The organism is Pseudomonas sp. MS01C9, from assembly GCF_058202755.1.
Genome location: NZ_CM177073.1, coordinates 2,274,074 through 2,300,965 on the forward strand (window position 1 = coordinate 2,274,074; position 26,892 = coordinate 2,300,965).

The window sequence follows — 26,892 nt, forward strand, 5'->3', positions numbered from 1 at the left end:
TCATGACCGACAATACAGCCCGCGAAGGCGCCCAGAACCTGGGTGCGACCCAAGAAACCAGCGAGTTCGCGTCTCTGCTGCTGCAGGAATTCAAACCCAAGACCGAGCGCGCCCGCGAAGCGGTCGAGACCGCCGTGCGCACCCTGGCCGAGCAGGCCCTGGCGCAGACTGACCTGGTGTCCAACGACGCCATCAAGTCGATCGAATCGATCATCGCCGCCATCGACGCCAAGCTCACCGCCCAGGTCAACCAGATCATCCACCACCCGGACTTCCAGCAGCTGGAAAGCGCCTGGCGTGGCCTGCACTACCTGGTCAACAACACCGAGACCGATGAGCAGCTCAAGATCCGCGTGCTCAACATTTCCAAGACCGACCTGCACAAGACCCTGAAGAAATTCAAGGGCACGGCGTGGGACCAGAGCCCGATCTTCAAGAAGATGTACGAAGAAGAATACGGCCAGTTCGGCGGCGAGCCTTACGGCTGCCTGGTGGGCGACTACTACTTCGACCAGTCGCCACCGGATGTCGAGTTGCTGGGCGAGCTGTCCAAAGTCTGCGCGGCCATGCACGCACCGTTCATTTCCGCCGCCTCGCCAACGGTGATGGGCATGGGCTCGTGGCAGGAACTGTCGAACCCGCGTGACCTGACCAAGATCTTCACCACTCCGGAATATGCCGGCTGGCGCTCGCTGCGTGAATCGGAAGACTCGCGCTACATCGGCCTGACCATGCCGCGCTTCCTGGCGCGCCTGCCGTACGGCGCCAAGACCGATCCGGTGGAGGCCTTCGCCTTTGAAGAAAACACCGACGGTGCCGACAGCTCCAAGTACACCTGGGCCAACGCTGCCTACGCGATGGCGGTGAACATCAACCGTTCGTTCAAGCACTTCGGCTGGTGCTCGCGCATCCGTGGCGTGGAGTCGGGCGGTGAAGTGGAAAACCTGCCGGCCCACACCTTCCCCACCGACGACGGTGGCGTGGACATGAAGTGCCCGACCGAAATCGCCATTTCGGACCGCCGTGAAGCGGAGCTGGCGAAGAACGGTTTCATGCCGCTGCTGCACAAGAAAAACACCGACTTCGCCGCGTTCATCGGCGCCCAGTCGCTGCAGAAGCCGGCCGAATACGACGACCCGGACGCCACTGCCAACGCCAACCTGGCCGCGCGCCTGCCGTACCTGTTCGCCACCTGCCGTTTCGCTCACTACCTCAAGTGCATCGTGCGCGACAAGATCGGCTCCTTCAAAGAGAAGGACGAAATGCAGCGCTGGCTGCAGGACTGGATCCTCAATTACGTCGATGGCGATCCGGCGCACTCCACCGAGACCACCAAGGCCCAGCACCCACTGGCGGCGGCCGAAGTGATCGTCGAAGAAGTCGAGGGCAACCCGGGGTACTACAACTCCAAGTTCTACCTGCGCCCGCACTACCAGCTCGAAGGGCTGACCGTGTCGCTGCGCCTGGTATCGAAACTGCCGTCGGCCAAGGGCGCGTAAAGATTTACTGAAACGGGTGGCCGGTAACCCTGTGGGAGCGAGCTTGCTCGCTCCCACAGAGGATCTCCAGCAGGCTGGAGATCGTCTTCCCCCGTTCAGCACCCGTAATTTCGCAAGGTCAGCGTCAACCAAACAATGTGGTTAGAAGCCACACAGGGAGAAAACATGGCTGTTGATATTTTCATCAAGATCGGCGACATCAAGGGCGAGTCCATGGACAAGGCCCACAAGGACGAGATCGACGTCCTGAACTGGAGCTGGGGCATGTCCCAGTCCGGCAACATGCACGTGGGCAGCGGCGGCGGCGCGGGCAAGGTCAACGTCCAGGACCTGTCGCTGACCAAGTTCGTCGACAAGGCTTCGCCGAACCTGATGATGCACTGCGCCAGCGGCAAGCACATCGACAAGGTCAAGCTGACCGTGCGCAAGGCCGGCGGCGAAAGCCAGGTCGAGTACATGATCATCAACCTGGAAGAAGTGCTGATCACCTCCCTGAGTACCGGCGGCTCGGGCAGCGATGATCGCCTGACCGAAAACGTTACCCTGAACTTCGCCAAGGTGCTGGTGGACTACCAGCCGCAGAAAGCCGACGGCACCAAGGAAGGCGGTCCGGTCAAGTTCGGCTGGAACATCCGTCAGAACGTCAAGGTGTAGTCAAACACACCCCCGGTGCAACGCGCCGGGGGTGTTTGGTGCTTGCTCGAATCCAATCCTCTACAGCGCGGTATCTGAGTCATGGCCAAGCCTTCGTTTATCAATTTGTGGAACAGCTATCCGCCCTACCCGTCGGCGACGCCGGCCTGCGACGGCCCCTGGATCAATCAGTGCGCCATTCGCATGAGTATCGCCTTGTGTGGCGAACGGACGTTACCCGTCAACTCCTCGACTTATACCCTCGACCCTCGATGCGCGCATGGGCACGCCCGTGGCGCGGAGTCATTAGCGAACTGGTTATGGAAAAAAAGCCAGCTCGGCCCACCCAAGATCTACACCAATAGCGTGGCTGACCGTACAACGCTGATGGGCAAGACCGGCATCATTTTCTTCAAGGATTGCTACCAGCAAAGCAGCGATACGGCCGGTCGACCTACCGGCGACCACATTGACCTGTGGAACCGTGGCCTGACCAAGAGTGGAGACTTGTTCTCGAGGTCCAAGGCCGTCTGGTTCTGGGAGCTTACCTGATGCGCAGCCCAATGTTCCTTTCGGCGCTGACGGCAAGCTTCGTCAGCCTGAGTGCATGCGCCGGGCAGGACACAGCCGCTGTTGCTGCGCCGACCCAGGCGGTTTTCGTCGGACAGCCGATAAGTCTGGTCAATGATCAAGGTCGCTGCACACTTGTCAAACCTGACCAGAGCCGCCTGACACTCGATATGGAATGGCCTTGCCAGTTCAGCCTGGGTTCCGATAAGCAGTTGCGCGTGGAGATGTTCAATCAAGTTCCGATCTTCTCCGTTGAACGCAGCGAGCATATGCCAGCCCCCAGCCGCGATTGTCTGACCAAACTCCAGGCGGTGCGCCAGATCAAGGGAACGATGGAAGTCTCGCAAGTGAGCCAGTTCGCCTCCTGCGGGCCGGGCCACTGGGACCAGAAAATGTACGTGGCGCCCTTTACGTGGTAACCGAAATCGCTACCCGCGATCGCCTGCAACCGTCCCTGCTGGATCGGTTGACCGACGACGACCCGACCAATCCCAAGGAAAGCGCCGATAAGCGCGTGCTGTCGCTCACCCAGCTGAAAGCCTCGGTGCTGCGAGACCTGGCGTGGCTGCTCAACACCACCTCCCTGCTCGACGCCGATGCCACGCTGCATACGCCGGCTGGAACATCGGTGGTGAATTTCGGTCTGCCGGCCCTGGCCGGCAACAGCGCATCGAATGTCGATGTCGCGGCCCTGGAAACCTTGATTCACCAGGCCATCGCCACCTTCGAGCCGCGGATCCTGCGCCACACCCTGCGTGTGCGGGCCCGGGCGACGGCGGAGATGAACCACAACGCCTTGAGTTTCGAGATCGAAGGTGACCTTTGGGCGCAGCCTGTGCCGCTGCGCCTGATGCTGCAGACCGACCTGGACCTTGAGACCGGCCACGTACGCGTGGTCAACGCCGACCAGCGGAGACGCTCATGAACCCGCGCCTGCTGGAGCTGTACAACCAGGAACTGCACCACGTGCGCGAAAGCGCTGCGGAGTTCGCCAAGGAATACCCGAAGATCGCCAGTCGGCTGACGTTGTCCGGCATGGACTGCGCCGACCCTTACGTCGAGCGATTGCTGGAAGGCTTCGCCTACCTGACCGCGCGGGTGCAGCTAAAGCTCGATGCCGAATACCCGACGTTCACCCATAACCTGCTGGAAATCGCCTACCCGCATTACCTGGCACCCACGCCGTCGATGACCGTGGTGCAGATGCAGGCCGATCCGGACGAGGGCTCATTGAGCAGCGGCTTCGAGCTGCCCCGGGACAGTGTCCTGCGGGCGGCCCTGGGACGCGAAACCCAGACCTGCTGCGAGTACCGCACCGCCCACGCGGTGACGTTGTGGCCGCTGCAGGTCAGCCAGGCCGACTATTTCGGCAACCCCTCCACCGTGCTCGGGCGCCTGGCCGCCAGCGAGCCGAAGGCCAAGGCCGGCCTGCGCCTGACCCTGCGCACCGGCGCCGAACTGCCGTTCAACAGCCTGGCCCTGGACAACCTGCCGCTGTACCTCAGCGGTGCCGATGAGCAACCGTTCCGCCTCTACGAACAATTGCTGGGCAATGCCTGCGCGGTATTCGCCCGCCAGCCCGGCGGCAACTGGGTCGAGCGCCTGCCCCAGGACGCCCTGCAGTCCCGCGGCTTCGATGACAGGGATGCCGCGCTGCCGGTGGTTGCCCGGGCCTTCCAGGGCTATCGCCTGTTGCAGGAATACTTCGCCCTGCCCCAGCGGTTCCTGTTCGTCGACTTCACCCAGCTGGGCCAGGCGGTCAAACGCTGCGACGGCCAGGAACTGGAATTGATCGTGCTGTTCGACCGTCACGACCCGAGCCTGGAAGGCAGCGTCGGCGCCGCACAGTTCCTGCCGTTCTGCACCCCGGCGATCAACCTGTTTCCCAAGCGCCTGGATCGCATCCACCTGTCGGAACGGGTCAATGAACACCACGTCATCGCCGACCGTACCCGGCCGATGGATTTCGAAGTGCATTCACTGACGTCCCTCGCCGGCCATGGAACCGGGCCGGAGCAGCCGTTCCTGCCGTTCTATGCCGTGCGCGACCCGTCCCGCTATGGCCGCGACCAGGCCTACTACACCGTGCGCCGCGAGCCGCGGGTGCTGTCCAGCGACCAGCGGCGCAACGGCCCACGCTCGACCTACGTCGGCAGCGAAACCTTCGTCAGCCTGGTGGACAGCCATCAGGCGCCCTATCGCCACGACCTGCGCCAACTGGGCGTGACCGCGTTGTGCACCAACCGCGACCTGCCGCTGTTCATGAGCGTAGGCAATGGCAAGACCGATTTCACCCTCGCCGACAGCGCGCCGGTAGGCGCGGTGCGCAGCGTGGCCGGCCCGAGCCGCCCGCGCGCCAGCCACGCCCACGACGCCAAGGCCTGGCGCCTGATCAGCCAGTTGTCGTTGAACTACCTGTCCCTCAGCGAGCAAGGCCAGGGCGCCGCCGCCCTGCGCGAACTGCTGCGCCTGTACGGCGACAGCAACGATGCGGCGTTGCAATTGCAGATCGAAGGCCTGCGGGAAGTCAGCAGCAAGGCTTGCACCCGACGCCTGCCGATGCCCGGCCCGATCGTCTTCGGTCGAGGCCTGGAAATCACGCTGGAATTCGATGAAAACGCGTTTCGCGGCACCGGGGTATTCCTGCTCGGCGCCGTGTTCGAGCGCTTCCTGGCACGCTACGTGTCGATCAACAGTTTTACCGAGACGGTGATCCGTACCACCGAACGCGGCGAGATCATGCGATGGAAAGCCAAGCCCGGACGACGTCCGACCCTGTGAGTACCCTGGATGCGATGCACCAGGAGCCCTGGGAATACGACTTCTTCCAGGCCTTGCGGCGTATCGAATGCGAATCCCCCGACCTGCCGCGCCTGGGCCATTCCCTGCGCCTGGCCGACGACCCGCTGCGCCTGGGGCAACAGGCCGAGTGCACCTTCGCGCCCGCGACCCTGGCCTCGGTGCAACCCGGTGTCGACGGGGCACCGGCACGCCTGGAGCAGTTCTTCTTCGGTCTCGGTGGCCCCAACGGCCCGATGCCGCTGCACATCACCGAATACGTGCGCGAACGCCAGCGCAACAACGCCGACAGCACCAGCAAACGTTTCCTGGACGTGTTTCACCATCGCCTGCTCAGCCTGTTCTACCGGGCCTGGGCCGAGGCGCGGCCGACCGTCAGCCACGACCGCCCGGACGATGACTACTGGTCGGCGCGCCTGGCCGCCCTCAGCGGCCGGGGCATGCCAAGCCTGCTCGAACAAGGGCTGATTCCCGATACGGCGAAGCTGCACTACAGCGGTCACCTGGCGGCGCAGACCCGTTACCCGGACGGTTTGAAGGCCATCCTCGGCGAGTACTTCGGCCTGCCGGTGGAGATCGAAGAATACGTCGGCCAATGGCTGGAATTGCCGGAGCGCAGCCGCGTGGGCGTCAGCGCCCATCAATTGGGCGTGGACTTCTGCCTGGGTCGCCATGTGTGGGATCGCCAGCACAAATTCCGCATCCGCCTGGGGCCGCTCAAGCTCGTCGACTACATGGGCATGCTGCCCGGCGGACAACCGTTCAACGAATTGGTGGCCTGGGTCGCCGAATACCTGGGTCATGAGCTGGACTGGGATTTGAACCTGGTCCTTGAACAGCCCGAAGTCCCGCCGCTTCAACTCAACGGCCGTTTCCGCCTGGGCTTCAATACCTGGCTGGGACGGCCGCAGACCGATGCCAACGATCTAATACTGGCCCGGCATTACGCCGAACAGGCCAACACCTCACAGACCTCAAGGAGCCATGAGCATGGGTGAAATCAGTCGCGCCGCGTTGTTCGGCAAACTCAACAGCGTGGCCTACAAAGCCATCGAAGCCGCCACCGTGTTCTGCAAGTTGCGCGGTAACCCCTACGTGGAACTGGCCCACTGGTTTCATCAGTTGCTGCAGCTGCAGGACTCGGACCTGCATCGCATCATCCGCCAGTTCAACATCGAACCGGCGCGCCTGGCCCGCGACCTGACCGACGCCCTCGACCGGCTGCCCCGAGGCTCGACCTCCATCACCGACCTGTCCTCCCATGTGGAAGAAGCCGTGGAACGCGGCTGGGTCTACGGCAGCCTGATGTTCGGCGAAAGCCAGGTGCGCACCGGCTACCTGGTGATCGGCATCCTCAAGACCCCGAGCCTGCGCCATGCGCTGCTGGGGCTGTCGTCGGAATTCGACAAGGTCAAGGTCGAAACCTTGAGCGAGCGTTTTGACGAATACATCGGCGACTCACCGGAAAACGCCCTGACCGCCAGCGACGGTTTCAACGCCGGCAGCGTGCCCGGCGAAGCCAGCGGCGCCATGGCCCCCAGCGCCATGGGCAAGCAGGAAGCCCTCAAGCGTTTTACCGTCGACCTCACCGAACAGGCCCGCAGCGGCAAGCTCGACCCTATCGTCGGGCGCGACGAGGAGATCCGCCAGCTGGTGGACATCCTCATGCGACGTCGGCAGAACAACCCGATCCTCACCGGTGAAGCCGGCGTGGGCAAGACCGCCGTGGTGGAAGGCTTCGCCTTGCGCATTGTCGCCGGTGACGTACCGCCGTCCCTCAAGGACGTGGAGCTGCGCAGCCTCGACGTCGGCCTGCTGCAAGCAGGCGCGAGCATGAAGGGCGAGTTCGAACAGCGCTTGCGCCAGGTCATCGAAGACGTCCAGGCGTCCCCCAAGCCGATCATCCTGTTCATCGACGAAGCCCACACTCTGGTGGGGGCCGGTGGCGCCGCCGGCACCGGTGACGCGGCCAACCTGCTCAAGCCGGCCCTGGCCCGTGGCACCCTGCGCACCGTGGCCGCTACCACTTGGGCCGAGTACAAGAAGCACATCGAAAAAGACCCGGCCCTGACCCGTCGCTTCCAGGTGGTGCAAGTGGCCGAGCCGTCGGAAGACAAGGCCCTGCTGATGATGCGTGGCGTGGCCTCGACCATGGAAAAACACCACCAGGTGCAGATCCTCGACGAAGCCCTGGAAGCCTCGGTCAAGCTGTCCCACCGCTACATTCCCGCGCGCCAGTTGCCGGACAAATCCGTGAGCCTGCTGGACACCGCCTGCGCCCGCGTCGCCATCAGCCTGCACGCCGTGCCGGCGGAAGTGGACGATAGCCGCCGGCGCATCGAAGCGCTGGAAACCGAGCTGCAGATCATCGCTCGCGAGCATGCCATCGGCGTGGTCATCGGCACCCGTCAGACCCAGACCGAAAGCCTGCTAAGCGCCGAGCGCGAACGCCTGGCCGAACTGGAAAGCCGCTGGGCCGAAGAGAAAACCCTGGTGGACGAACTGCTCGCCACCCGCGCCACCCTTCGCGAGCGCGTCGGCGTAGTGGACAGCGAGGACGGCAGCGAAGCCAGCCACGATTTGCGCGAGAAACTGGTGGACCTGCAACAGCGCCTGACCGCCCTGCAAGGCGAGACCCCGCTGATCCTGCCGACCGTGGATTACCAGGCCGTGGCCTCGGTGGTCGCCGACTGGACCGGTATCCCGGTGGGCCGCATGGCCCGCAACGAACTGGAAACCGTGCTCAACCTCGACCAGCACCTGAAAAAACGCATCATCGGCCAGGACCATGCCCTGCAGATGATCGCCAAGCGCATCCAGACCTCCCGCGCCGGCCTCGACAACCCGAGCAAGCCGATCGGGGTATTCATGCTCGCCGGCACCTCCGGGGTGGGCAAGACCGAGACCGCCCTGGCCCTGGCCGAGGCCATGTACGGTGGCGAGCAGAACGTCATCACCATCAACATGAGCGAATTCCAGGAAGCCCACACCGTGTCCACCCTCAAGGGCGCGCCACCGGGCTACGTCGGCTACGGTGAAGGCGGTGTACTGACCGAAGCCGTGCGGCGCAAGCCCTACAGCGTGGTGCTGCTGGACGAGGTGGAAAAGGCTCACCCGGACGTGCATGAGATTTTCTTCCAGGTGTTCGACAAGGGTGTGATGGAAGACGGCGAAGGCCGGGTGATCGACTTCAAGAACACCCTGATCCTGCTCACGACCAACGCCGGCACCGAGCTGATCGCGGATGTCTGCAAGAACCCGCAGGACGTGCCGGAGCCTGAGGAAATCGCCAAGGCCCTGCGCCAGCCTCTGCTGGAAATCTTCCCGCCGGCGTTGCTGGGGCGCCTGGTGACGATTCCGTACTATCCCCTCAGCGACGAGATGCTCAAGGCCATTACCCGCCTGCAACTGGACCGCATCAAGAAGCGCGTGGAAAACACCCATAAGGTGGCGTTCGACTACGACGACGCGGTGATCGACCTGATCGTCTCCCGTTGCACCGAAACCGAAAGCGGCGGACGCATGATCGACGCCATCCTGACCAACAGCCTGCTGCCGGACATGAGCCGCGAATTCCTGACCCGCATGCTCGAAGGCAAGGCCCTGGCCGGGGTGCGGATCCGCGCCGAGGATAACGAACTGCGATACGATTTCAGCGACGCGGCCTGACCTGGCAGGTACACCGATAGCCCTGTGCAAGAGAGCCTTGCTCGCGATAGCGGCATAACATTCGACCTCGATGTTGACTGACACACCGCCATCGCGAGCAGGCTCGCTCCCACAGTGAATCCGGCCCCTTCAGGGAATCGGCGGCGCAGCCATTACAACGATGAGATAACCGATGTTATTGAACCAAGCCTCACGCCTGGCCAAAATCACCAGTCCCCTCGGGCCGGAGGTGCTGCTGCTCAAGGACATGGGCGGCGGTGAAGAACTGGGGCGGCTGTTCAACTATGAGTTGCAGTTGCACTCGCTGGACAACGCCATCGACCTCAACCAGGTGCTCGGCAAGCCCATGTGCGTGAGCATGCAGCTGGACGGCGGTGGCGAGCGGCATTTCCACGGCATCGTGGCCCGCTTCAGCCAGAACGTCGACCAGGGCCAGTTCGCCAGTTACCAGGCCACGCTGCGGCCCTGGCTGTGGTTGCTGACCCGGACCTCCGATTGCCGGATCTTCCAGAACCTGACCATCCCGCAGATCATCAAGCAGGTGTTCCGCGACCTGGGTTTCTCGGATTTCGAGGACGCCCTGAGCCGGCCTTATCGCGAGTGGGAATACTGCGTGCAGTATCGCGAGACCAGTTTCGATTTCGTCAGCCGCCTGATGGAGCAGGAAGGGATCTATTACTTCTTCCGCCATGAACAGGGCCGGCATGTGCTGGTGCTGGCAGACGCCTATGGCGCCCACACCACGGTACCCGGCTACGGCTCGGTGCCCTACTACCCCAAGAACGAGCAGCAGCGCGAGCGCGACCACATCCACGACTGGCACCTGGCCCAGGAAGTCCAGCCCGGCTCCCTGGAGCTCAACGACTACGATTTCCAGCGCCCCAGCGCCCGCATCGACGTGCGCTCGGCCATGCCTCGCCCCCATGCCGCCGGTGACTATCCGCTGTACGATTACCCCGGCACCTACGTGCAGAGCGAAGACGGCGAACACTATGCCCGTACCCGCATCGAAGCCTTGCAGACCCTGCACGAGCAGGTCGAGCTGGCCGGCAACGCCCGTGGCCTGGGTTCGGGTCACCTGTTCAGCCTCACCGGCTTTACCCGCCAGGACCAGAACCGCGAATACCTGATCGTCGGCGCCCGCTATTACATTTCCCAGGAAAGCGGGGAGACCGGTGGTGGCGCGCCTTCGGCACAGTTCGAAAGCAGCCTGACCTGTATCGCGGCCCAGCAAAGCTATCGGCCGCTGCCCATTACCCACCGGCCCATCGTCAAGGGACCGCAGACGGCCCTGGTGGTCGGCCCCAAGGGCGAAGAGATCTGGACCGATCAGTTCGGCCGGGTGAAGGTGCACTTCTACTGGGACCGTCACGATCAATCCAACGAAAACAGTTCGTGCTGGATTCGCGTCTCGCAATCCTGGGCCGGGAAGAACTGGGGCTCGATGCAGATCCCGCGCATCGGCCAGGAAGTGATCGTCAGCTTCCTCGAAGGCGACCCCGACCGGCCGATCATCACCGGTCGCGTCTACAACGCCGAACAGACCGTGCCCTACGAACTGCCCGCGAACGCTACCCAGAGCGGCATGAAAAGCCGTTCGAGCAAGGGCGGCACGCCAGCGAACTTCAATGAAATCCGCATGGAGGACAAGAAGGGCGCCGAGCAGCTGTACATCCATGCCGAGCGCAACCAGGACATCGTGGTCGAGGTGGACGAAAGCCATTCAGTGGGCCACGACCGCAACAAGAGCATCGGCCACGACGAGACGGTGACCATCGGCAACAACCGGCTGCGCATCGTCAAGCAGGAGGACATCTTGTCCGTCGGCCTGCGCAAGACCGACAGCATCAGCCAGAGCTACGTCATTGAAGTGGGCGAGAACCTGCGCCTGGTATGCGGTGAAAGCATCCTGGAGCTCAACGCCAGCGGCCAGATCAACCTGACCGGCGTGCAGATCAGTTTCTATGCCAGTGGCGACGCCGAATTCAACACCGGCGGCGTGCTGCACCTGAACAACGGCGGCGGCCCCGGTGCCACGCCGGATGGCCAGGGCGTCAAGGCGAGCATCGATGCCAACATCAGTGCTGCATTCCCCAAGGCCTAATCTCGAGTTTTTCGCGCCATGAGCTACCGCATCAATGAGTTCCAGTTCCAGTTGCCGCCCAGCGAATTGCTGGACGCCTCGATCAATATTCTCAAGTTTCCCGAGCTGGGCACTTCCCTGATCGTCAGCCGCAGCCTGCTGGCCGAGGGCGAAACCCTGCAAAGCAACCTCGACGACCAGCTCAAGCGCCTGGAAAAACAGGTGCAGGACCTGCGCTGCCAACCAGGTGCCAGCGTGCGCCTGGGGGCCAATCAGGAAGTCGAAGGCATCGAGCTGCGCAGCCAGTTCAACAAGGGCAACGAAAAGGTCTTCCAGTACCAGTTGGCGCTGGTGCTGCCCGGCACCCGCAAAATGCTCGCCCTGAGCTATGTGAAAGCCCAGAAGCTGGGCGACGCCGAGGCCGCTCATTGGGCAACCATCAAGAACTCCCTGCTGTTCGACGTTCCCGCCTGATGAGTCGCTTGCATGTCTGATGCACTGTGGGCGGCCCGCTTGGGCGATGCACTGGAACATACCTCGATGATGGCCGACATCCTCGGCGGCGTGCTGGAGGTGGCAGCGAATATCGCGATCACCGCCCTGGCCACCGCTGCCGTGGTGGCGGCCACCGGGATCACCGTCGCCACCGGCGGCCTGGGCTGTTTCCTGCTGGGCGCCGTGGTCGGCGCCGTCGTCGGCATCGCCATGAGCAAGACCGGAGCCGACAAGGGCCTGAGCAATTTATGCGAGGGCATCGGCAACGCCCTCTTTCCCCCCACGGTGCAGGCCAACATCCTCACCGGCTCCACCGACACGCTCACCAACAACATTCCCGCGGCCCGCGCCGCCGGAGCGATCGAGTCCCATGTCGCGCCGGCCGGCACCGAACTGGAGGCCCCCGAGGCCGAGCCCAGCTACCTGGACATGGCCGAGAGCTTCTTCTCGCAGATGTGGCGCCCCACCGTCGCCACGCCTGCTCCCGGTGCCGTGCCCAAGCCAGAAGACCTGGTCATCTGCACCAAGCACCCGCCGATGCCACCGCAGTTCCTGGCCGAAGGCTCGGACAAGGTCACCATCAACGGCCAGCCCGCCGTGCGCAGCGGCGACCGCAGCACCTGCGATGCCAAGGTGGTGTCGTCCGGGCTGATCTCTCCGGATGTGACCATCGGCGGCGGTTCGGTGGTGGTGCGCGAGATCCGCAGCGGCAAGACACCGGGCGTGGGCCTGGCGGTGACTGCGTTGCTGATGCTCAAGGGTGGCAAGGGCAAGTTCCTGAGCAACCTGCCGTGCATGTTGATAGGCGGCGCGGCCTCGATGGCCGTCAGTAGTGCGATGGGCGCGGCGGCCAATGCGGCCATGGGCTCGTCGAACCCGGTGCATGCCGCCACCGGCGCAAAAGTGCTGGGCGATGTCGAGGAGCTGGACTTCGTCTTGCCCGGGATCCTGCCCATCGACTGGCAGCGCTTCTATAACAGCCGCGACGAACGGGGCGACAGTTTGTTCGGCGCCGGTTGGAGCGTCGCCTACGAAATACGCGTGGAGGTCCTGCCCCATCCCGAGGGCGGCGAAACCCTGGTCTACACCGACGAACAGGGCCGCCGCATCGACATGGGCTCGATCCCCCTGGGCGGCGCCGTGTTCAGCCCCGGTGAAGGGCTCTCGGTCCGGCGGCACTCCGATGGAAAACTGCTGATCGAAAGCGCGGATGGGCTGTATCGCCTGTTCGAACCGACACCGGGCCATGCTGCGCAGCTGCGCCTCGATCAACTGGGCGACCGCAACGACAACCGCATCCATCTCGACTACGACGAAACCGGGCGCCTGGTGCGGCTGCGCGACAGCTTCGATCAGGTACAGGTCGAACTGGTCTACGACCAGCGCCGGCCACAACGCGTCAGTCGGATCGAACGCCTCTACCCCGACCAGCGCCGCGAAGTGCTGATGCACTACGGCTACGACGCCCAAGGGGATCTGGCGCAAGTGCGCCACTCCAACAACCAGGTCAAACGGCGTTATGCCTACGACTCGGGGCGGCGCATGGTGGAGCACCAACTGCCCACCGGCCTGCGCTGTTTCTACGAATGGGCCCTGCTTGAAGACCGGGAATGGCGCGTGGTGCGCCATTGGACCGACGCTGGCGATACCTACACGTTCACCTATGATCTGGCCGGCGGCATCACCCGCATCACCGACGGCTTGAACCGCATCAGTACCCGGCGCTGGGACGAGCGCTACCGGATCACCGAAGCCACCGATGCACTGGATCGCACCTGGACCTTCCAGTGGAACGACGAAAGCCAGTTGCTGGGGGCCACCGACCCCAACGGCGGGCAGCATCGGTTCAGCTATGACGAAGCGGGCAATCTGTGCCAGACCCTCGACCCGCTCGGGCGCAGCGAGTCGACGCTGTGGCTCGAACACTGGGCCCTGCCCCTGGCTGAAACCGATGCCGCGGGCAACACCTGGCAGTACCGCTATGACGCGCGTGGCAACCGTATCCGCGAAACCGACCCACTGGGCCATGTCACCCGCTACCGCTACGACAACCACGGTCAGGTCGTCGAAATCATCGACGCCAGCGGTAAAAGCAAAACGATGCGCTGGACGCCGCTGGGTCAACTCAGCGAACACACCGACTGCTCCGGCTACACCACGCGACTGAGCTACGACGAGCGTGGGCTGTTGCTCGGCAGCACCGATGCACTGGGAGAACGCACCCGTTTCAGCTACGACGACCTGGGCCGATTGCTGAGCAAGCAACTGCCCGACGGGCGAACCGAGCACTATCAGCGCGATGCCAGCGGTCAGTTGATCGGCTACAGCGACGCCGCCGGGCACACCACGTGCTTCCAGCACACCCCAAGCGGCCAGTTGCACCTGCGCACCGACGCCCATGGCCGGCGGGTGGAGTTGAGCTACGACCACTACGGGCGCCTGCTGGCCCTGACCAACGAGAACGGCGAAAGCTATCGGTTCGCCTGGGATGCGGGCGACCGGCTGAGCACCCAGCAGAGCCTGGACGGCAGCCTCAAGCACTACACCTACGACGCACTGGACAACGTCACTCGCGTGCAAGCCCACGCCGCTCCCGGCAGCACCAACCTGGACCTCTCGCCACAAGCGCCCATCGTCCATGAACTGGAGCGCGACGCGGTAGGACGGCTGGTTGCCAAGGTCACCGCCGACGGGCGCACCGAATATCGCTATGACGCCCTCGACCAGGTCATTGCCGTAACCTTCACCAGCCTGACCGGTGACCAGCAGAGCGTCGGCTTCAGCTACGATGCCCTCGGGCAGTTGATTGCTGAACAGAGCTGGGCCGGACGCCTCGAGCATCGCTATGACGAACTGGGCAACCTCACCCAGACACAGCTTCCCGATGGCCGCTGGCTGAACCGCCTGCACTATGGCAGCGGCCATCTGCACCAGATCAACCTTGATGGCCAGGTCATCAGCGACTTCGAACGCGACCGTCTGCACCGCGAAGTACTGCGCACCCAGGGACGCCTCAGCACCCGCAGCGAATACGACCGCAGCGGTCGTCTGCGGGCTCGCCAGCGACGGCAGCAGGGCCAGTCGACGTTGCTGCCGCCAATAGCGCAGTCGCTATTTGCCTACGACAGCAGCGATCAACTGGTGGAGCGCTTCGACAACCAGCCCGAAGCCCCTCATCGCCAACTGCTGCATTACGATGCCACCGGTCGGATCCTTGCCAGCCAGGACAACCTCAAGGGCCAGCGCGAAGGCTTCGCCTACGATCCATCGGCCAACCTGCTCGACGGACTGATGGGCACCGGGCATGTCACCCATAACCGCCTGTTGACCTATCAGGACAAGCGCTACCGCTACGACGGTTTCGGCCGCATGGTGGAAAAACGCAGCAGCCGACGCGGCGTACAGCGCTTCAAGTACGACGCAGAGCAGCGTTTGCTGGAGGTCCACAACGACAACGGCTCGGTCGTGAAGATGACCTACGACCCGTTGGGTCGACGCATCGAAAAGGCCGAATACGACCGTCACGCCAACGTGCTCGGCCGGACCCGCTTTACCTGGGATGCGCTGCAACTGTTACAGGAGCACCGCAACGGCCAGACCAGCCTCTACATTTATGCCGACGACAGCCACGAGCCCCTGGCCAGGGTCGATGGCATCGGTGAGCAGCAGAAAGTCCGTTATTACCACAACGATCTCAACGGCCTGCCCGAACAACTTTCCGAAGCCGACGGCCACACGCTTTGGCGTGCCCATTACCAGGTCTGGGGCAACACCGCCGAAGAGTTGCGCGAGCCGTATTTCATCGAAGAGCAGAACCTGCGGTTCCAGGGCCAGTACCTGGACCGGGAAACCGGCCTGCATTACAACACCCTGCGCTTTTACGATCCGGACATCGGCCGGTTCACCACCCCGGACCCCATCGGCCTGGCAGGTGGATTGAACCTCTACCAATACGCGCCAAACCCGGTGAGCTGGATCGACCCCCTGGGGCTGATGAAGTGCACGACCCCGCCGAAAGGTCGCAAGGTCAACCGGACGGTTTATCGCTTTGAAGAGCCTGGGCGGATCAGCACGACCTGGACGGTGCATAAATGGAACGTCGCCGCCCGACACCGTTATACCGCCCCCGGCCTGGGTGGCGTCTACGGCGCCAACTCGCGCAAGACCGCCATGGGCGAGGTCAATCACTGGGGCGTGGACCTGTCCACGCGGGTCCTGGTGAGCAAGAAAGTTCAGCTCAACAACGTCCTGGACCTGACCCGCGCCGATGTGCGCAAGCAATTGGGCGTGTCGCTGAAAAGCATCACTGGCAACAAATACACCCAGACCCACCAGATCGGCGCCTGGGCCAAGGCCAACGGTTATGATGGGATCCTGGCGCCGTCGGCGCGCAACCCGACCGGCAGTAATCTGATTTCCTTCGCGGGCTTTTAGAAATGGGACTGGAAGACGAATACGTCGGCGACGCCGACTGGCAAACTTTTGTGCGTCTGTATGAAGAGGACTACCTCGACGACAACGCCCGCACGCTCGCCAAGTCCATGGACGACAACCTCGACATGGCCGTGGTGCTCTATGGAAAACGAGGGCTCAAGGAAGGCCTGTGGTGGATGGAACAAGTCGTGCCGGCCTTGGGTAACAAACGCCCGGCCGATTGCCTCAAGAGCCCGAAGCTGATCAGGCGCCTGAGAATGGCATTGATGAGCATGCCTTGACCCCATAGGAAAAAGGATGCAATGGAAAGCATCGAAGTACATGCAAACGCATCCGCCAGACATCCGAGTCCCATGAGTATTCAATATGCCTGACGCACTCTGGGCGGCCCGCTTGGGCGATGCACTGGAACATACCTCGATGATGGCCGACATCCTCGGCGGCGTGCTGGAGGTGGCAGCGAATATCGCGATCACCGCCCTGGCCACCGCTGCCGTGGTGGCGGCCACCGGGATCACCGTCGCCACCGGCGGCCTGGGCTGTTTCCTGCTGGGCGCCGTGGTCGGCGCCGTCGTCGGCATCGCCATGAGCAAGACCGGAGCCGACAAGGGCCTGAGCAATTTATGCGAGGGCATCGGCAATGCCCTCTTTCCCCCCACGGTGCAGGCCAACATCCTCACTGGCTCCACCGACACGCTCACCAACAACATTCCCGCGGCCCGCGCCGCCGGAGCGATCGAGTCCCATGTCGCGCCGGCCGGCACCGAACTGGAGGCCCCCGAGGCCGAGCCCAGCTACCTGGACATGGCCGAGAGCTTCTTCTCGCAGATGTGGCGACCCACCGTCGCCACGCCTGCTCCCGGTGCCGTGCCCAAGCCAGAAGACCTGGTCATCTGCACCAAGCACCCGCCGATGCCACCGCAGTTCCTGGCCGAAGGCTCGGACAAGGTCACCATCAACGGCCAGCCCGCCGTGCGCAGCGGCGACCGCAGCACCTGCGATGCCAAGGTGGTGTCGTCCGGGCTGATCTCTCCAGATGTGACCATCGGCGGCGGTTCGGTGGTGGTGCGCGAGATCCGCAGCGGCAAGACACCGGGCGTGGGCCTGGCGGTGACTGCGTTGCTGATGCTCAAGGGTGGCAAGGGCAAGTTCCTGAGCAACCTGCCGTGCATGTTGATAGGCGGCGCGGCCTCGATGGCCGTCAGTAGTGCGATGGGCGCGGCGGCCAATGCGGCCATGGGCTCGTCGAATCCGGTGCATGCCGCCACCGGGGCCAAGGTGCTGGGTGGTGACGAGGAGCGGGATTTCGTGCTGCCGGGGATCCTGCCCATCGATTGGCAACGTTTCTACTGCAGCCGCGACGAGCGCGGCGAAGGCTTGTTCGGCGTCGGCTGGAGCGTGCCCTACGAAGTGTGCGTCGAAATCCGGCCGCATCCGGAGGGCGGCGAAACCCTGGTCTACACCGACGAACAGGGCCGCCCCATCGATATGGGCTCGATCCCCCTGGGCGGTGCGGTGTTCAGCGCTGGCGAAGGCCTGGCCGTGCGTCGCCACGTCAACGGCCAGTTGCTGATCGAAAGCGACGACGGCCTGTACCGCTTGTTCGAGCCCGCGCCTGCCAACCCATCGCACTTGCGCCTGAGCCAGCTGGGCGATCGCAACGACAACCGTATTCACCTCGACTACGACGAAACCGGGCGCCTGGTGCGGCTGCGCGATGCTTTCGACCTGATACAGGTGGAGCTGGCCTACGAGCGTGAACGTGTCATCCAGATCGAGCGCCTGTACCCCGACCAGCAACGCGAAGCACTGGTCAGCTACGGCTACGATGCGCTGGGCAACCTGGTCGAAGTACGCGACGCCGCCGGCCTGGTGCAACGACGCTTCGCCTATGACGCAGGGCGGCGCATGGTGGAACACCAGTTACCGACGGGCCTGCGCTGCTTCTACGACTGGGCCTTGATCGACGGCCAGGAATGGCGCGTGGTCCGTCACTGGACCGACGAGGGCGATGCCTACCAGTTCGACTACGACCTTTCGGCCGGCACCACGCGCATCACCGACAGCCTGCAGCGTGTCAGCACGCGACACTGGAACAGCCAGTACCAGATCACCCGATGCAGTGACAACCTCGGTCAGACCTGGACGTTCGAGTGGAACGACGAACGCCAGATGCTCGGCGCCACCGACCCGCAGGGCGGGCGCTACGCCTACAGCTATGACGCAGCCGGCAACCTGATCGGCGAAACCGACCCGCTGGGTCGCAGCGAATCGACCCTCTGGCTCGAACACTGGTCCCTGCCGCTGGTGTACACCGATGCGGCCGGCAACAGCTGGAAATACCGCTACGATCAACGTGGCAACTGCATCGGCGAAACCGATCCCCTGGGCCACGTCACCCGCTACCGCTACGACGCCCACGGCCAGGCCATCGAGATCATCGACGCCACCGGCAAAAGCAAGAAGCTGCGCTGGAACCCTTTCGGGCAACTGGTGGAGCACATCGACTGCTCGGGTTATCCGACACGCTTGAGCTACGACTCGCGTGGCCACCTGCAAACCATCACCAACGCCCTGGGCGAACGCACCCAATTTAGCTACGATGCCCGGGGCCGTCTGATCGGCAGCCAATTGCCGGACGGCCGCACCGAGCAGTACCAGCGCGACGTCGCCGGCCAGTTGACCGGCTACACCGACCCTGCCGGACACACCACGCTCTACCAGCACAACCGCCGCGGCCAGGTCCGCCAGCGCACCGACGCCCAGGGCCGGCAGGTGCAGTTTGCGTATGACAGCTATGGGCGACTGCAGGCGCTGGTCAACGAGAACGGCGAGAGCTATCGGTTTGCCTGGGATGCGAGAGACCGGTTGGCCGAACAGCAGGACCTGGATGGCAGCGCCAAGCGCTACACCTACGACCGACTGGACAACGTCACAGCGATAACGGCCGTTCCGGCCCCTTACGGCACAGGCCTGGCGGTCGTTCCCGAAACGCCACCATCGCCCATCGTGCATCGACTGGAGCGCGACGCCGTGGGCCGGCTGATTGCCAAAGTCACCGACGATGGCCGCACCGAATACGCCTACGACCCGCTGGACCAGCTTACCGCCGTCACCTTCACCGACCATCAGGGCAACGCCCAAGGCCTGAGCTTCGCCTACGACGCCCTCGGCCAGTTGGTGGCCGAAAACAGCGCCGCCGGCAGCCTGCGATACCACTACGACGAACTCGGCAACCTGATCCAGACCCAACTGCCCGATGGCCGCTGGCTCAACCGGCTGTACTACGGCAGCGGGCATCTGCACCAGATCAACCTCGACGGCCAGGTCATCAGCGACTTCGAGCGCGACCGCCTGCACCGCGAAGTGCTACGTACCCAAGGACAGGTCAGCACCCGCAGCGAATACGACCGCTGCGGCCGCCTGCGTGCGCGCCAACGCCGCCACGGCAGCCAACCGTCGAACCTGCCGGCGACGCTGCAAAAACGCTTCGAGTACGACCCCGCCGACAACCTGATCGGCAAGCTCGATCAGCAACCGGCCGCACCACACCGCCAACTCCTGCACTACGACGCCACCGGCCGCATCCTCGCCAGCCAGGACAGCCTCCACGGCCAACGCGAGACGTTCGCCTACGACGCCGCCGCCAACCTGCTGGACGGCCCGCAGGCCGGCGCTGGACGGGTGGTGCACAACAAGCTGCTGACTTATGAGGACAAGCGTTACCGCTACGATGCCTTTGGCCGGATGATCGAAAAGCGCAGCGCAAAACGGGGCCTGCAACGCTTTGCCTATGATGCCGAGAGCCGCCTGGTCGAAGTGCGCAACGAGAACGGCAGCATCGTGCGCATGACCTACGACCCGCTGGGCCGACGCATCGCAAAAACCGAGCATGACACCCATGGCTATCCGCTGGGCGAAACCCGTTTCGCCTGGGACGGCCTGCGCCTGTTGCAAGAGCATCGCCACCAGCAGACCAGCCTGTACCTTTACGACGACAACAGCTACGAACCCCTGGCCCGGGTCGATGGCACTGGCCCGCTGCAAAAAATCCGCTATTACCACAACGACCTCAATGGCCTGCCAGAGCAGCTCACCGAAGCCGACGGACACAACATCTGGCGGGCGACCTATCGGGTGTGGGGCAACACGCTGGAAGAGCTGCGCGAGCCGTATTACATCGAAGAGCAGAACCTGCGGTTCCAGGGACAGTACCTGGACCGGGAGACGGGGCTGCATTACAACTTGCACCGATATTACGATCCCGACACCGGCCGATTCATCACACCGGATCCGATCGGGCTGGCCGGAGGGTTCAATCTTTACGCGTTCGTCCTGAATCCATTCACTTGGCAGGACCCCCTTGGCCTTGCCGGCTGTACGCTGATCAAGGCACGGTCAAAACAGTACGATTACAGGCTGCGATTGAAACGCTCCGAGTATCCCCAGACATTTGGACACATCGACGGCGCGATCAAAAAAGGTCATCCCTACATTGTGACCATTCAACGCGACACCGCTAAGCTCAATCGCAAACTCAGCCTGAAGGACGTCAAGACCAAAGCAGGCAAGGACCGGGACGAGTGGCCGATGGCAATGTTCAAGGAAGGCGGCACCGGCGCCAGCGTCAAGTACATCGATCCCAGCGACAACCGGGGGGCCGGCTCGAGTATCGGCAACATCCTGTCCGACCTACCCGACGGAACCAGAGTCAAAATCGAGGTTTACTGATGAAAAATACCGCTCAATCCGTGGATCTGTTGATCTCCCACAGCCAGATTCAATTCCGTTCACGGCCCTTCGACGAGACCTCGAGCCAGTGGGGCAAGACCAACCTGGAACAAGGCGCGATCATCCATAAAGACTATGTGGTGTTCGACCCTTTGCCCGAGGACGCTTTCGGCGCCAATGTGCATTTGAAACTGGAAGATCACTTCAACCTTGATCCCACCGCCCAGCGCTGCATCGTCGTGCCGTTTCAAGTCACCGACATCAACCATGTGGAAGTCGCCTCCGCCGCTGAAAAATTCAAGGTCGAGCTTGACCTGCAGGCACGCGACTACGCGTTGTACTTCGAAGTGTGCGAAGGGGACGAGATTTTCTACAAGATCACGCTGGTGCCCTCAGACAGCAAGGCACCTGCCAAGTACCTGCTGGACGACCCTTGGGGCGGTGAGAAAGACAAGGTCCTGGTGGAAGGGGTTCGCTAGCGCTCTACGTTTCCAGGGCGGGTCGACAAAGGCGAACAGGACAAGGTGCCAATCCGTCCATCCCGGCACAGCCGGAGCGCAGCGCCCAGGAAGCTGGGCGCAGGCGCACATCCTGGCTGTCGCCACGGTCAGTCGAAACCCAGCACCTCGCTGCCCTTGGCCTCGAGCATCGCGTCGAACGTCGGCAACCTGGCGACGAAATCCGCTTCGAACGCCAGGTAGCGATCCTGGGCCGGCAGGTAACGCACCTGCGGCTTGATACGCCGGATATCCTGGCTGGACAGCTTGAGCACCTGGTTGCTGCGCTGATTCCAGAACCAGGCCAGGGTGTGGGAACCGAACGTCTGAGTGACGTAGTTCCAGACCCACCAGTCACCGTGCCCCCGGCTGACATGAACCCGCCCGTGGAACGTGCGCAGCGTGATGACGTTCCTGGGTTCTGTGACAAGCAGGCGCGTGTCCTGGCGCACCTCGCTGCCAAAGCCATCTAGCAGCGCCTTCGTTGCGGCCCCCGTGACCACGTTGAAGCGCCAGGCCAGCAGCACGGTCTCGTGGTAGCGCGGGTCTTGGAGGCTCTTTCGCTTGTCTTCGCTGAACAGCAGGATCTCATCACCCCCCAGGTAGGCGGTCGAACTTCGGAGGTGGTAACCGTCCACCGCCGGCATCGGCTGGGCGGCGATGGCTTGGTGCGGTGGGTCCTGACTCCAGGTCCAGCACAGGGGGCCGTTGTGCTGCATGAACAGCAGGCGACGGGCCCCGATAGGCAATATCGTCAGTTCATCCGGGTGTTCGAAAATGACTTCGCTGGCCTGCGCCGTGATCCGCCAGATACGCGTCATCGGCACTGGCTCGTAAATACGCTGGCGTTCGAAGACCTCGCCGTCCACCACGACACAGGGCTGCTCGAAGCCCGGCCATTGCACCTGGGCAGGGCCGAAATCCTGGATATCGTCACCCTGGCGCACTTCGTATCGGTAGCGGTCGTCCGCACTGTAATCGCCGCTTTTGACCCGACGTCTCCACAGGCTGCGCCGGGCATTGGCATCGATGAGTTGCAGGTCGGCACCGTCGAGCCCATCGGTACGGTGCTCGAGCATGTCCTGCTCCGCAGGCGGCCACTGGTTATAGTCGATCAGGAAGCACAGCCACCGTTCATCGTCCTGCTCGGTAACGGCGGCCCAACCGTTGCGGTAGTTGTATTCATCGACGTAGGTGGGGCCGGGATAGTCGTGCACTTCCTGCAGCCAGTTCAGCTTGCCGCGCTTGGACCTGGCCGGCTTGCGCGGGGCTTTTCCCTCGGCGACAACCGGTTGCCGGGGCTCGATCAGGCTCGGCGTGAAGTCCTCCTGGTCCTGCCAGTGCCTGGCAAATGCCTGGCGCTGATCGGTCGGGACAATGACCGGTCGGTAGTCATCGCCGCCGGCATCCAGGTTCCACAGGTCGTAGCCTCGTTCGGCCAAGGCATTGGCCAGCGCCTGGAAGCAGATCTCGGGCATCTCATTGCAGAGCTCATCCAGCAGCGCCTCGAAGGGCCGGCCGACAAACACGTCGATATCGGGGTAGTAATGCTGGAGCAACGCAAGGAGCTCGCCCCCCGGGATTTTCCAATCGACATGAACCAGCGGATCGAAACGAGATCGCATCACGCCTGCACTCCTTGAATGTAAGAGCCAGCCCCGTCAGATATTGGCCGGCACGAAATCCGGACCGCCCCGTTTGTCCCGCACCATCAGGGCGAATGCATCAACGGCGTCCACAGGCCGTCCGGGCTGTGCCATGCCGCGCCCGCCCAGCGCGTATCGGCCACCCGCTCGGCCTTGTGGCGTTCCAGGAGCCGCATGGCGCCGCACCGACGCTGCCCATGTTCACGTCAGCGCCCACGGCGACTCGGGAGGCTCAGGCAAAAAACCATGAAAAAGGGCACTCGATTCGCACCGATGTGCCCTTTTTGTTGCCACTTCCCCCCAACCGAGGTGGTTGCAGCAATTACGGATTGACGATGTCCTTCAACGATTTGCCCGGCTTGAAAGCGACGGTGTTGCTGGCCTTGATTTTCACCGGCTCACCCGTCTGTGGGTTCTTGCCAGTGCGGGCGCCGCGGTGGCGTTGCAGGAAGGTGCCGAAACCTACCAGGGTAACGCTGTCCTTGCGATGCAGGGCGCCGGTGATTTCTTCGAGAACGGCGTTGAGGACGCGGTTGGCCTGTTCCTTGGTGAGGTCCGCTTTTTCCGCGATGGCGGCGGCGAGTTCTGGTTTACGCATGAATGAAGCCCCTTTGACGGTTTTTTGTTGTTATGTCTGGGCTGGTCTCATGGGAACAGCCCCTAAGGCACCGCAGGCTCTACACTGCGGCAGACGGAAGTGAGAATGGCACGGGGCAGCAGGCGGCGCCAGTGGCCGGATGAGCTTTGTGGGACGAAAAGTAGGGTTTTTGCGACAGAACCCCCAGTATTTACGCCAACAGGGGCGGAAGTTCCTTGTTCAGCGCCAGCTTTTCCATCACTGCCGCACCTGTCAGGGCATAGCCCAGCAGGTTGCCCTGGGCATCGCGGCACAGGGCCTTGATGTCGGCGCCCTGCCCTTCGACGCTCCAGACGCCTTCGCGGCCTCGCGGTGGCGGTGAAACCACCAGCGGGCATACCGGTGTCTTCACGGTGATCGGCATGGGGCCATAGCTCACGGCGGTCGGATTGCCGGCCAGGGTCTGGGCCAGGGCCCGGGCGCAGCTCATCAGGGGCATGACGTAGAGCAGGTTCAAGCCATCGACCTCGGCGCAATCGCCCAGGGCGAAGATGTTGGCGTGGGAAGTCTTCAGGTGACGGTCGACCACCACGCCGCGATTGACCACCAGGCCCGCGGCAGCCGCCAGGTCGATGCGCGGGCGCAAGCCAATGGCCGAGACCACCAGGTCGCAGGCAATCACCTGGCCGTCGGACAGGTGCGCCTCCAGCCCGTCGGCCACCCGCTGCAGGCGATTGAGCACCGGCCCCAGGTGGAAACGCGCGCCGAGGCTTTCCAGCCCGGCTTGCACCGCGGCGGCGGCAGCCGGGTGCAGCAGCGTCGGCATGACTTGCTCGCACGGCGCCACCAGTTGCACTTCGTAGCCGCCAAGGATCAGGTCGTTGGCGAATTCGCAGCCGATCAGGCCGGCGCCGAGCAGCAGTACCCGACGTTTGCCGACAGCAGCCGCCCGGAAGCGCCCGTAGTCTTCCAGGTCATTGACGGGAAAGATCAGGTCCGCGGCGTCACCCTGTACTGGCACCCGCACGGTTTCGGCGCCCCAGGCGAGGACCAGGTCGCGATAGCTCACCGCTTCCTCGCCGATCCACAGGCGCTTGTGGCCCGGATCGATACCGCTGATGCGGGTATGGGTACGCACTTCGGCCTTCAGTTGCTCGGCCATGGCGCCCGGCTCGGCCATGCTCAGGCCGTCGGCGTCCTTGTTCTTGCCGAAGCCGGTGGAGAGCATCGGCTTGGAGTAGGAGCGTCCGTCGTCCGCGGTAATCAGCAGCAGCGGGGTTTCGCTATCGAGCTTGCGAAACTCCCGGGCCAGGTTGTAGCCGGCCAGTCCGGTACCGACGATGACGACAGGTGCGCTCATGTTGCTCTCCATGCTGTTCTTGATGGGGACGACGGATCAGGCGATCTCGATCATTTCGAAGTCCATTTTGCCGACACCGCAGTCCGGGCACAGCCAGTCTTGCGGAACATCCTCCCAGCGGGTGCCGGGGGCGATGCCATCATCCGGCCAACCGTCGGCTTCGTTATAGATCAGGCCGCAGACGATACATTGCCACTTCTTCATTCGGGTACTTCCTCGGGTATCAGGCGTTTGCCGGTATGGTTGGGTCGATGCGGTCGCCCTTCCGGCTCAGGGCGTTTTGTACTGATCGGTCGCCGCAGATGCAAGCACGATCGACGCGATGGCAGGCCGGGGCCGTCAAAACCGACGATCGCCATGGTAAGCTCGCGACCTCCTTTGCTGCCATTCAAGACCCCTGTGCCGCATACAAATTCGATATTTCCTACACTTCACTGGTGGCCTCGGCACCTGCTTTCGCCCCGCCCCGATGCCTGTGTGCTCGACTGGCTGTATGACGAAGGTTCCCTGACCCGGCGCCTGACGCGCCTGTCGGACGACCACTTCAGTGTGATGCCGCTGCTTGAAGGCTGGCAGCCATTGCGGGCCGACGAATGCGCCGCCCTGGACCTGGCCGAGGGCAGCGAAGGCTGGGTCCGCGAGGTGTACCTGCTGGGGCATGGCGAGCCTTGGGTGTTCGCCCGCAGTGTGGCGGCGCGCAGCGCATTGGAAGGGGACGGGTTGCAGATGGACGCACTGGGCAGCCGCTCCCTGGGGGAGCTGCTGTTCTGCGACCAGGCGTTCCAGCGCCGCGCCATCGAGGTTTGCCATTACCCTGAGCCGTGGCTGCCGGCGCAGGTGCGCGCGCCACAACTGTGGGGCCGTCGTTCGCGTTTCGATCGCGGCGCGTTGAGCGTGCTGGTGGCGGAAATCTTCCTGCCGCGCCTGTGGAGCGTCGCGCGCGCCTATTCGGAGACTTGCTGATGTACCTGCAACTGCTCAAATCCTTGAATCGCCTCAACCCACGGGCCTGGGATTTCCTGCAACTGACCCGCATGGACAAGCCCATCGGCATCTACCTGTTGCTGTGGCCGACGCTCTGGGCGTTGTGGATCGCCGGAGAGGGTTCCCCTTCCCTGGCCAACATCGTGATTTTCGTCCTCGGCGTGGTACTGACCCGCGCTGGCGGTTGCGTCATCAACGACTGGGCCGACCGCAAGGTGGACGGCCATGTGAAACGCACCGAGCAGCGCCCGCTGGTGAGCGGCAAGGTCAGTTCGAAGGAAGCGCTGGTGTTTTTCGCGGTGCTGATGGGGGTGAGTTTCCTGCTGGTGCTGTGCACCAACGCACCGACCATCCTGCTGTCCCTCGGCGGGCTGGCGCTGGCCTTCACCTACCCCTTCATGAAGCGCTACACCTATTACCCGCAAGTGGTGCTGGGCGCGGCGTTCTCCTGGGGAATGCCGATGGCGTTCACCGCCGAGACCGGCCACCTGCCGGCGGCCGCCTGGCTGCTGTACATCGCCAACCTGCTGTGGACGGTGGGCTATGACACTTACTACGCAATGACCGACCGGGACGACGACCTGCGGATCGGGGTGAAGTCCACGGCGATTCTCTTCGGCGACGCCGACCGCGTGATCATCCTGACGCTGCAGGGCCTGGCGCTGGGCTGCCTGCTGCTGGCCGGCGTAAAGTTCCAGCTGGGCACCTGGTTCCACTTGGGGCTGGTGGTCGCCGCCGGGTGTTTTGCCTGGGAGTTCTGGTACACCCGCAGCAGGGACCGGATGCGCTGCTTCAAGGCATTCCTGCACAACCACTGGGCCGGGTTGGCAATTTTCGCGGGGATCGTGCTGGATTACGCGTTGCGCTGAGGCACACCTATTTCTTAGTAGTCACCGGACCTTGTGGCGAGGGGAT

20 protein-coding genes are annotated in these 26,892 nt (G+C 63.6%); 16 read left to right on the forward strand and 4 right to left on the reverse strand.

What is annotated here, in order from left to right; genetic code table 11:
• Positions 1-2 precede the first annotated feature (2 nt).
• From tssC to comJ, 14 genes are all read left to right on the forward strand, one after another.
• On the forward strand, positions 3-1,499 hold the full coding sequence (tssC, locus tag AC1M7R_RS10560) for a type VI secretion system contractile sheath large subunit (protein WP_072390825.1): 1,497 nt from the start codon (positions 3-5) through the stop codon (positions 1,497-1,499).
• A gap of 165 nt (positions 1,500-1,664) precedes the next feature.
• Entirely contained in the window at positions 1,665-2,153 is a 489-nt protein-coding gene (locus AC1M7R_RS10565) for an Hcp family type VI secretion system effector (RefSeq protein WP_072390829.1), read from the forward strand.
• 81 nt (positions 2,154-2,234) lie between these two features.
• On the forward strand, positions 2,235-2,684 hold the full coding sequence (locus tag AC1M7R_RS10570; protein ID WP_072390833.1) for a type VI secretion system amidase effector protein Tae4: 450 nt from the start codon (positions 2,235-2,237) through the stop codon (positions 2,682-2,684).
• Positions 2,684-3,121, forward strand: a complete 438-nt coding sequence (locus tag AC1M7R_RS10575; protein WP_072390836.1) for a hypothetical protein — start codon at positions 2,684-2,686, stop codon at positions 3,119-3,121. The genes AC1M7R_RS10570 and AC1M7R_RS10575 overlap by 1 nt, the downstream gene beginning before the upstream one ends.
• Complete coding sequence (gene tssE / locus AC1M7R_RS10580; protein WP_072390839.1) at positions 3,115-3,627, forward strand: type VI secretion system baseplate subunit TssE; 513 nt, start codon at positions 3,115-3,117, stop codon at positions 3,625-3,627. The genes AC1M7R_RS10575 and tssE overlap by 7 nt, the downstream gene beginning before the upstream one ends.
• Complete coding sequence (gene tssF / locus AC1M7R_RS10585; RefSeq protein ID WP_092179934.1) at positions 3,624-5,483, forward strand: type VI secretion system baseplate subunit TssF; 1,860 nt, start codon at positions 3,624-3,626, stop codon at positions 5,481-5,483. Before tssE ends, tssF begins: the two co-directional genes overlap by 4 nt.
• Positions 5,447-6,499 carry a type VI secretion system baseplate subunit TssG gene (tssG, locus tag AC1M7R_RS10590; RefSeq protein WP_072430978.1) on the forward strand — a complete coding sequence of 351 codons (1,053 nt, stop codon included), beginning with the start codon at positions 5,447-5,449 and terminating at the stop codon, positions 6,497-6,499. Before tssF ends, tssG begins: the two co-directional genes overlap by 37 nt.
• On the forward strand, positions 6,492-9,170 hold the full coding sequence (tssH, locus tag AC1M7R_RS10595) for a type VI secretion system ATPase TssH (protein WP_072390847.1): 2,679 nt from the start codon (positions 6,492-6,494) through the stop codon (positions 9,168-9,170). Before tssG ends, tssH begins: the two co-directional genes overlap by 8 nt.
• Positions 9,171-9,342: 172 nt before the next feature.
• The gene (locus AC1M7R_RS10600) at positions 9,343-11,274 is read left to right on the forward strand and encodes a type VI secretion system Vgr family protein (RefSeq protein WP_165888061.1); all 1,932 of its coding nucleotides are present in this window, start codon (positions 9,343-9,345) and stop codon (positions 11,272-11,274) included.
• 18 nt (positions 11,275-11,292) lie between these two features.
• Positions 11,293-11,727 carry a DcrB-related protein gene (locus tag AC1M7R_RS10605; RefSeq protein WP_072430979.1) on the forward strand — a complete coding sequence of 145 codons (435 nt, stop codon included), beginning with the start codon at positions 11,293-11,295 and terminating at the stop codon, positions 11,725-11,727.
• A gap of 12 nt (positions 11,728-11,739) precedes the next feature.
• On the forward strand, positions 11,740-16,182 hold the full coding sequence (locus AC1M7R_RS10610) for an RHS repeat-associated core domain-containing protein (RefSeq protein ID WP_165888060.1): 4,443 nt from the start codon (positions 11,740-11,742) through the stop codon (positions 16,180-16,182).
• A 2-nt stretch (positions 16,183-16,184) separates the two neighbouring features.
• The gene (locus AC1M7R_RS10615) at positions 16,185-16,463 is read left to right on the forward strand and encodes a hypothetical protein (protein ID WP_072399298.1); all 279 of its coding nucleotides are present in this window, start codon (positions 16,185-16,187) and stop codon (positions 16,461-16,463) included.
• Positions 16,464-16,548: 85 nt separating this feature from the next.
• Positions 16,549-20,913 (forward strand): RHS repeat-associated core domain-containing protein, encoded by a 4,365-nt coding sequence (locus AC1M7R_RS10620; protein WP_490610393.1) that lies wholly within the window; start codon positions 16,549-16,551, stop codon positions 20,911-20,913.
• Positions 20,913-21,392, forward strand: coding sequence for a competence protein ComJ (gene comJ / locus AC1M7R_RS10625; RefSeq protein ID WP_072397218.1), 480 nt, complete (start codon positions 20,913-20,915; stop codon positions 21,390-21,392). The genes AC1M7R_RS10620 and comJ overlap by 1 nt, the downstream gene beginning before the upstream one ends.
• A 128-nt stretch (positions 21,393-21,520) precedes the next feature.
• On the opposite strand, the gene AC1M7R_RS10630 is transcribed toward comJ, so the two are convergent.
• The 4 genes from AC1M7R_RS10630 to AC1M7R_RS10645 form a co-directional block, all read right to left on the reverse strand.
• Positions 21,521-23,035, reverse strand: coding sequence for a DUF6630 family protein (locus AC1M7R_RS10630; protein ID WP_076405927.1), 1,515 nt, complete (start codon positions 23,033-23,035; stop codon positions 21,521-21,523).
• Between the two features lie 343 nt (positions 23,036-23,378).
• Positions 23,379-23,654, reverse strand: a complete 276-nt coding sequence (locus tag AC1M7R_RS10635; protein WP_072397222.1) for an HU family DNA-binding protein — start codon at positions 23,652-23,654, stop codon at positions 23,379-23,381.
• 190 nt (positions 23,655-23,844) lie between these two features.
• Complete coding sequence (locus AC1M7R_RS10640; RefSeq protein ID WP_341965571.1) at positions 23,845-24,993, reverse strand: NAD(P)/FAD-dependent oxidoreductase; 1,149 nt, start codon at positions 24,991-24,993, stop codon at positions 23,845-23,847.
• A gap of 36 nt (positions 24,994-25,029) precedes the next feature.
• On the reverse strand, positions 25,030-25,197 hold the full coding sequence (locus AC1M7R_RS10645; RefSeq protein WP_072397226.1) for a rubredoxin: 168 nt from the start codon (positions 25,195-25,197) through the stop codon (positions 25,030-25,032).
• Between the two features lie 195 nt (positions 25,198-25,392).
• Between AC1M7R_RS10645 and AC1M7R_RS10650 the strand changes: the two genes are divergently transcribed.
• Positions 25,393-25,956 carry a chorismate--pyruvate lyase family protein gene (locus AC1M7R_RS10650; RefSeq protein WP_072397580.1) on the forward strand — a complete coding sequence of 188 codons (564 nt, stop codon included), beginning with the start codon at positions 25,393-25,395 and terminating at the stop codon, positions 25,954-25,956.
• Positions 25,956-26,846: a 4-hydroxybenzoate octaprenyltransferase gene (gene ubiA, locus AC1M7R_RS10655; protein WP_072397228.1), complete on the forward strand. Its 891-nt coding sequence runs from the start codon at positions 25,956-25,958 to the stop codon at positions 26,844-26,846. The genes AC1M7R_RS10650 and ubiA overlap by 1 nt, the downstream gene beginning before the upstream one ends.
• The last annotated feature ends 46 nt before the right edge of the window (positions 26,847-26,892 follow it).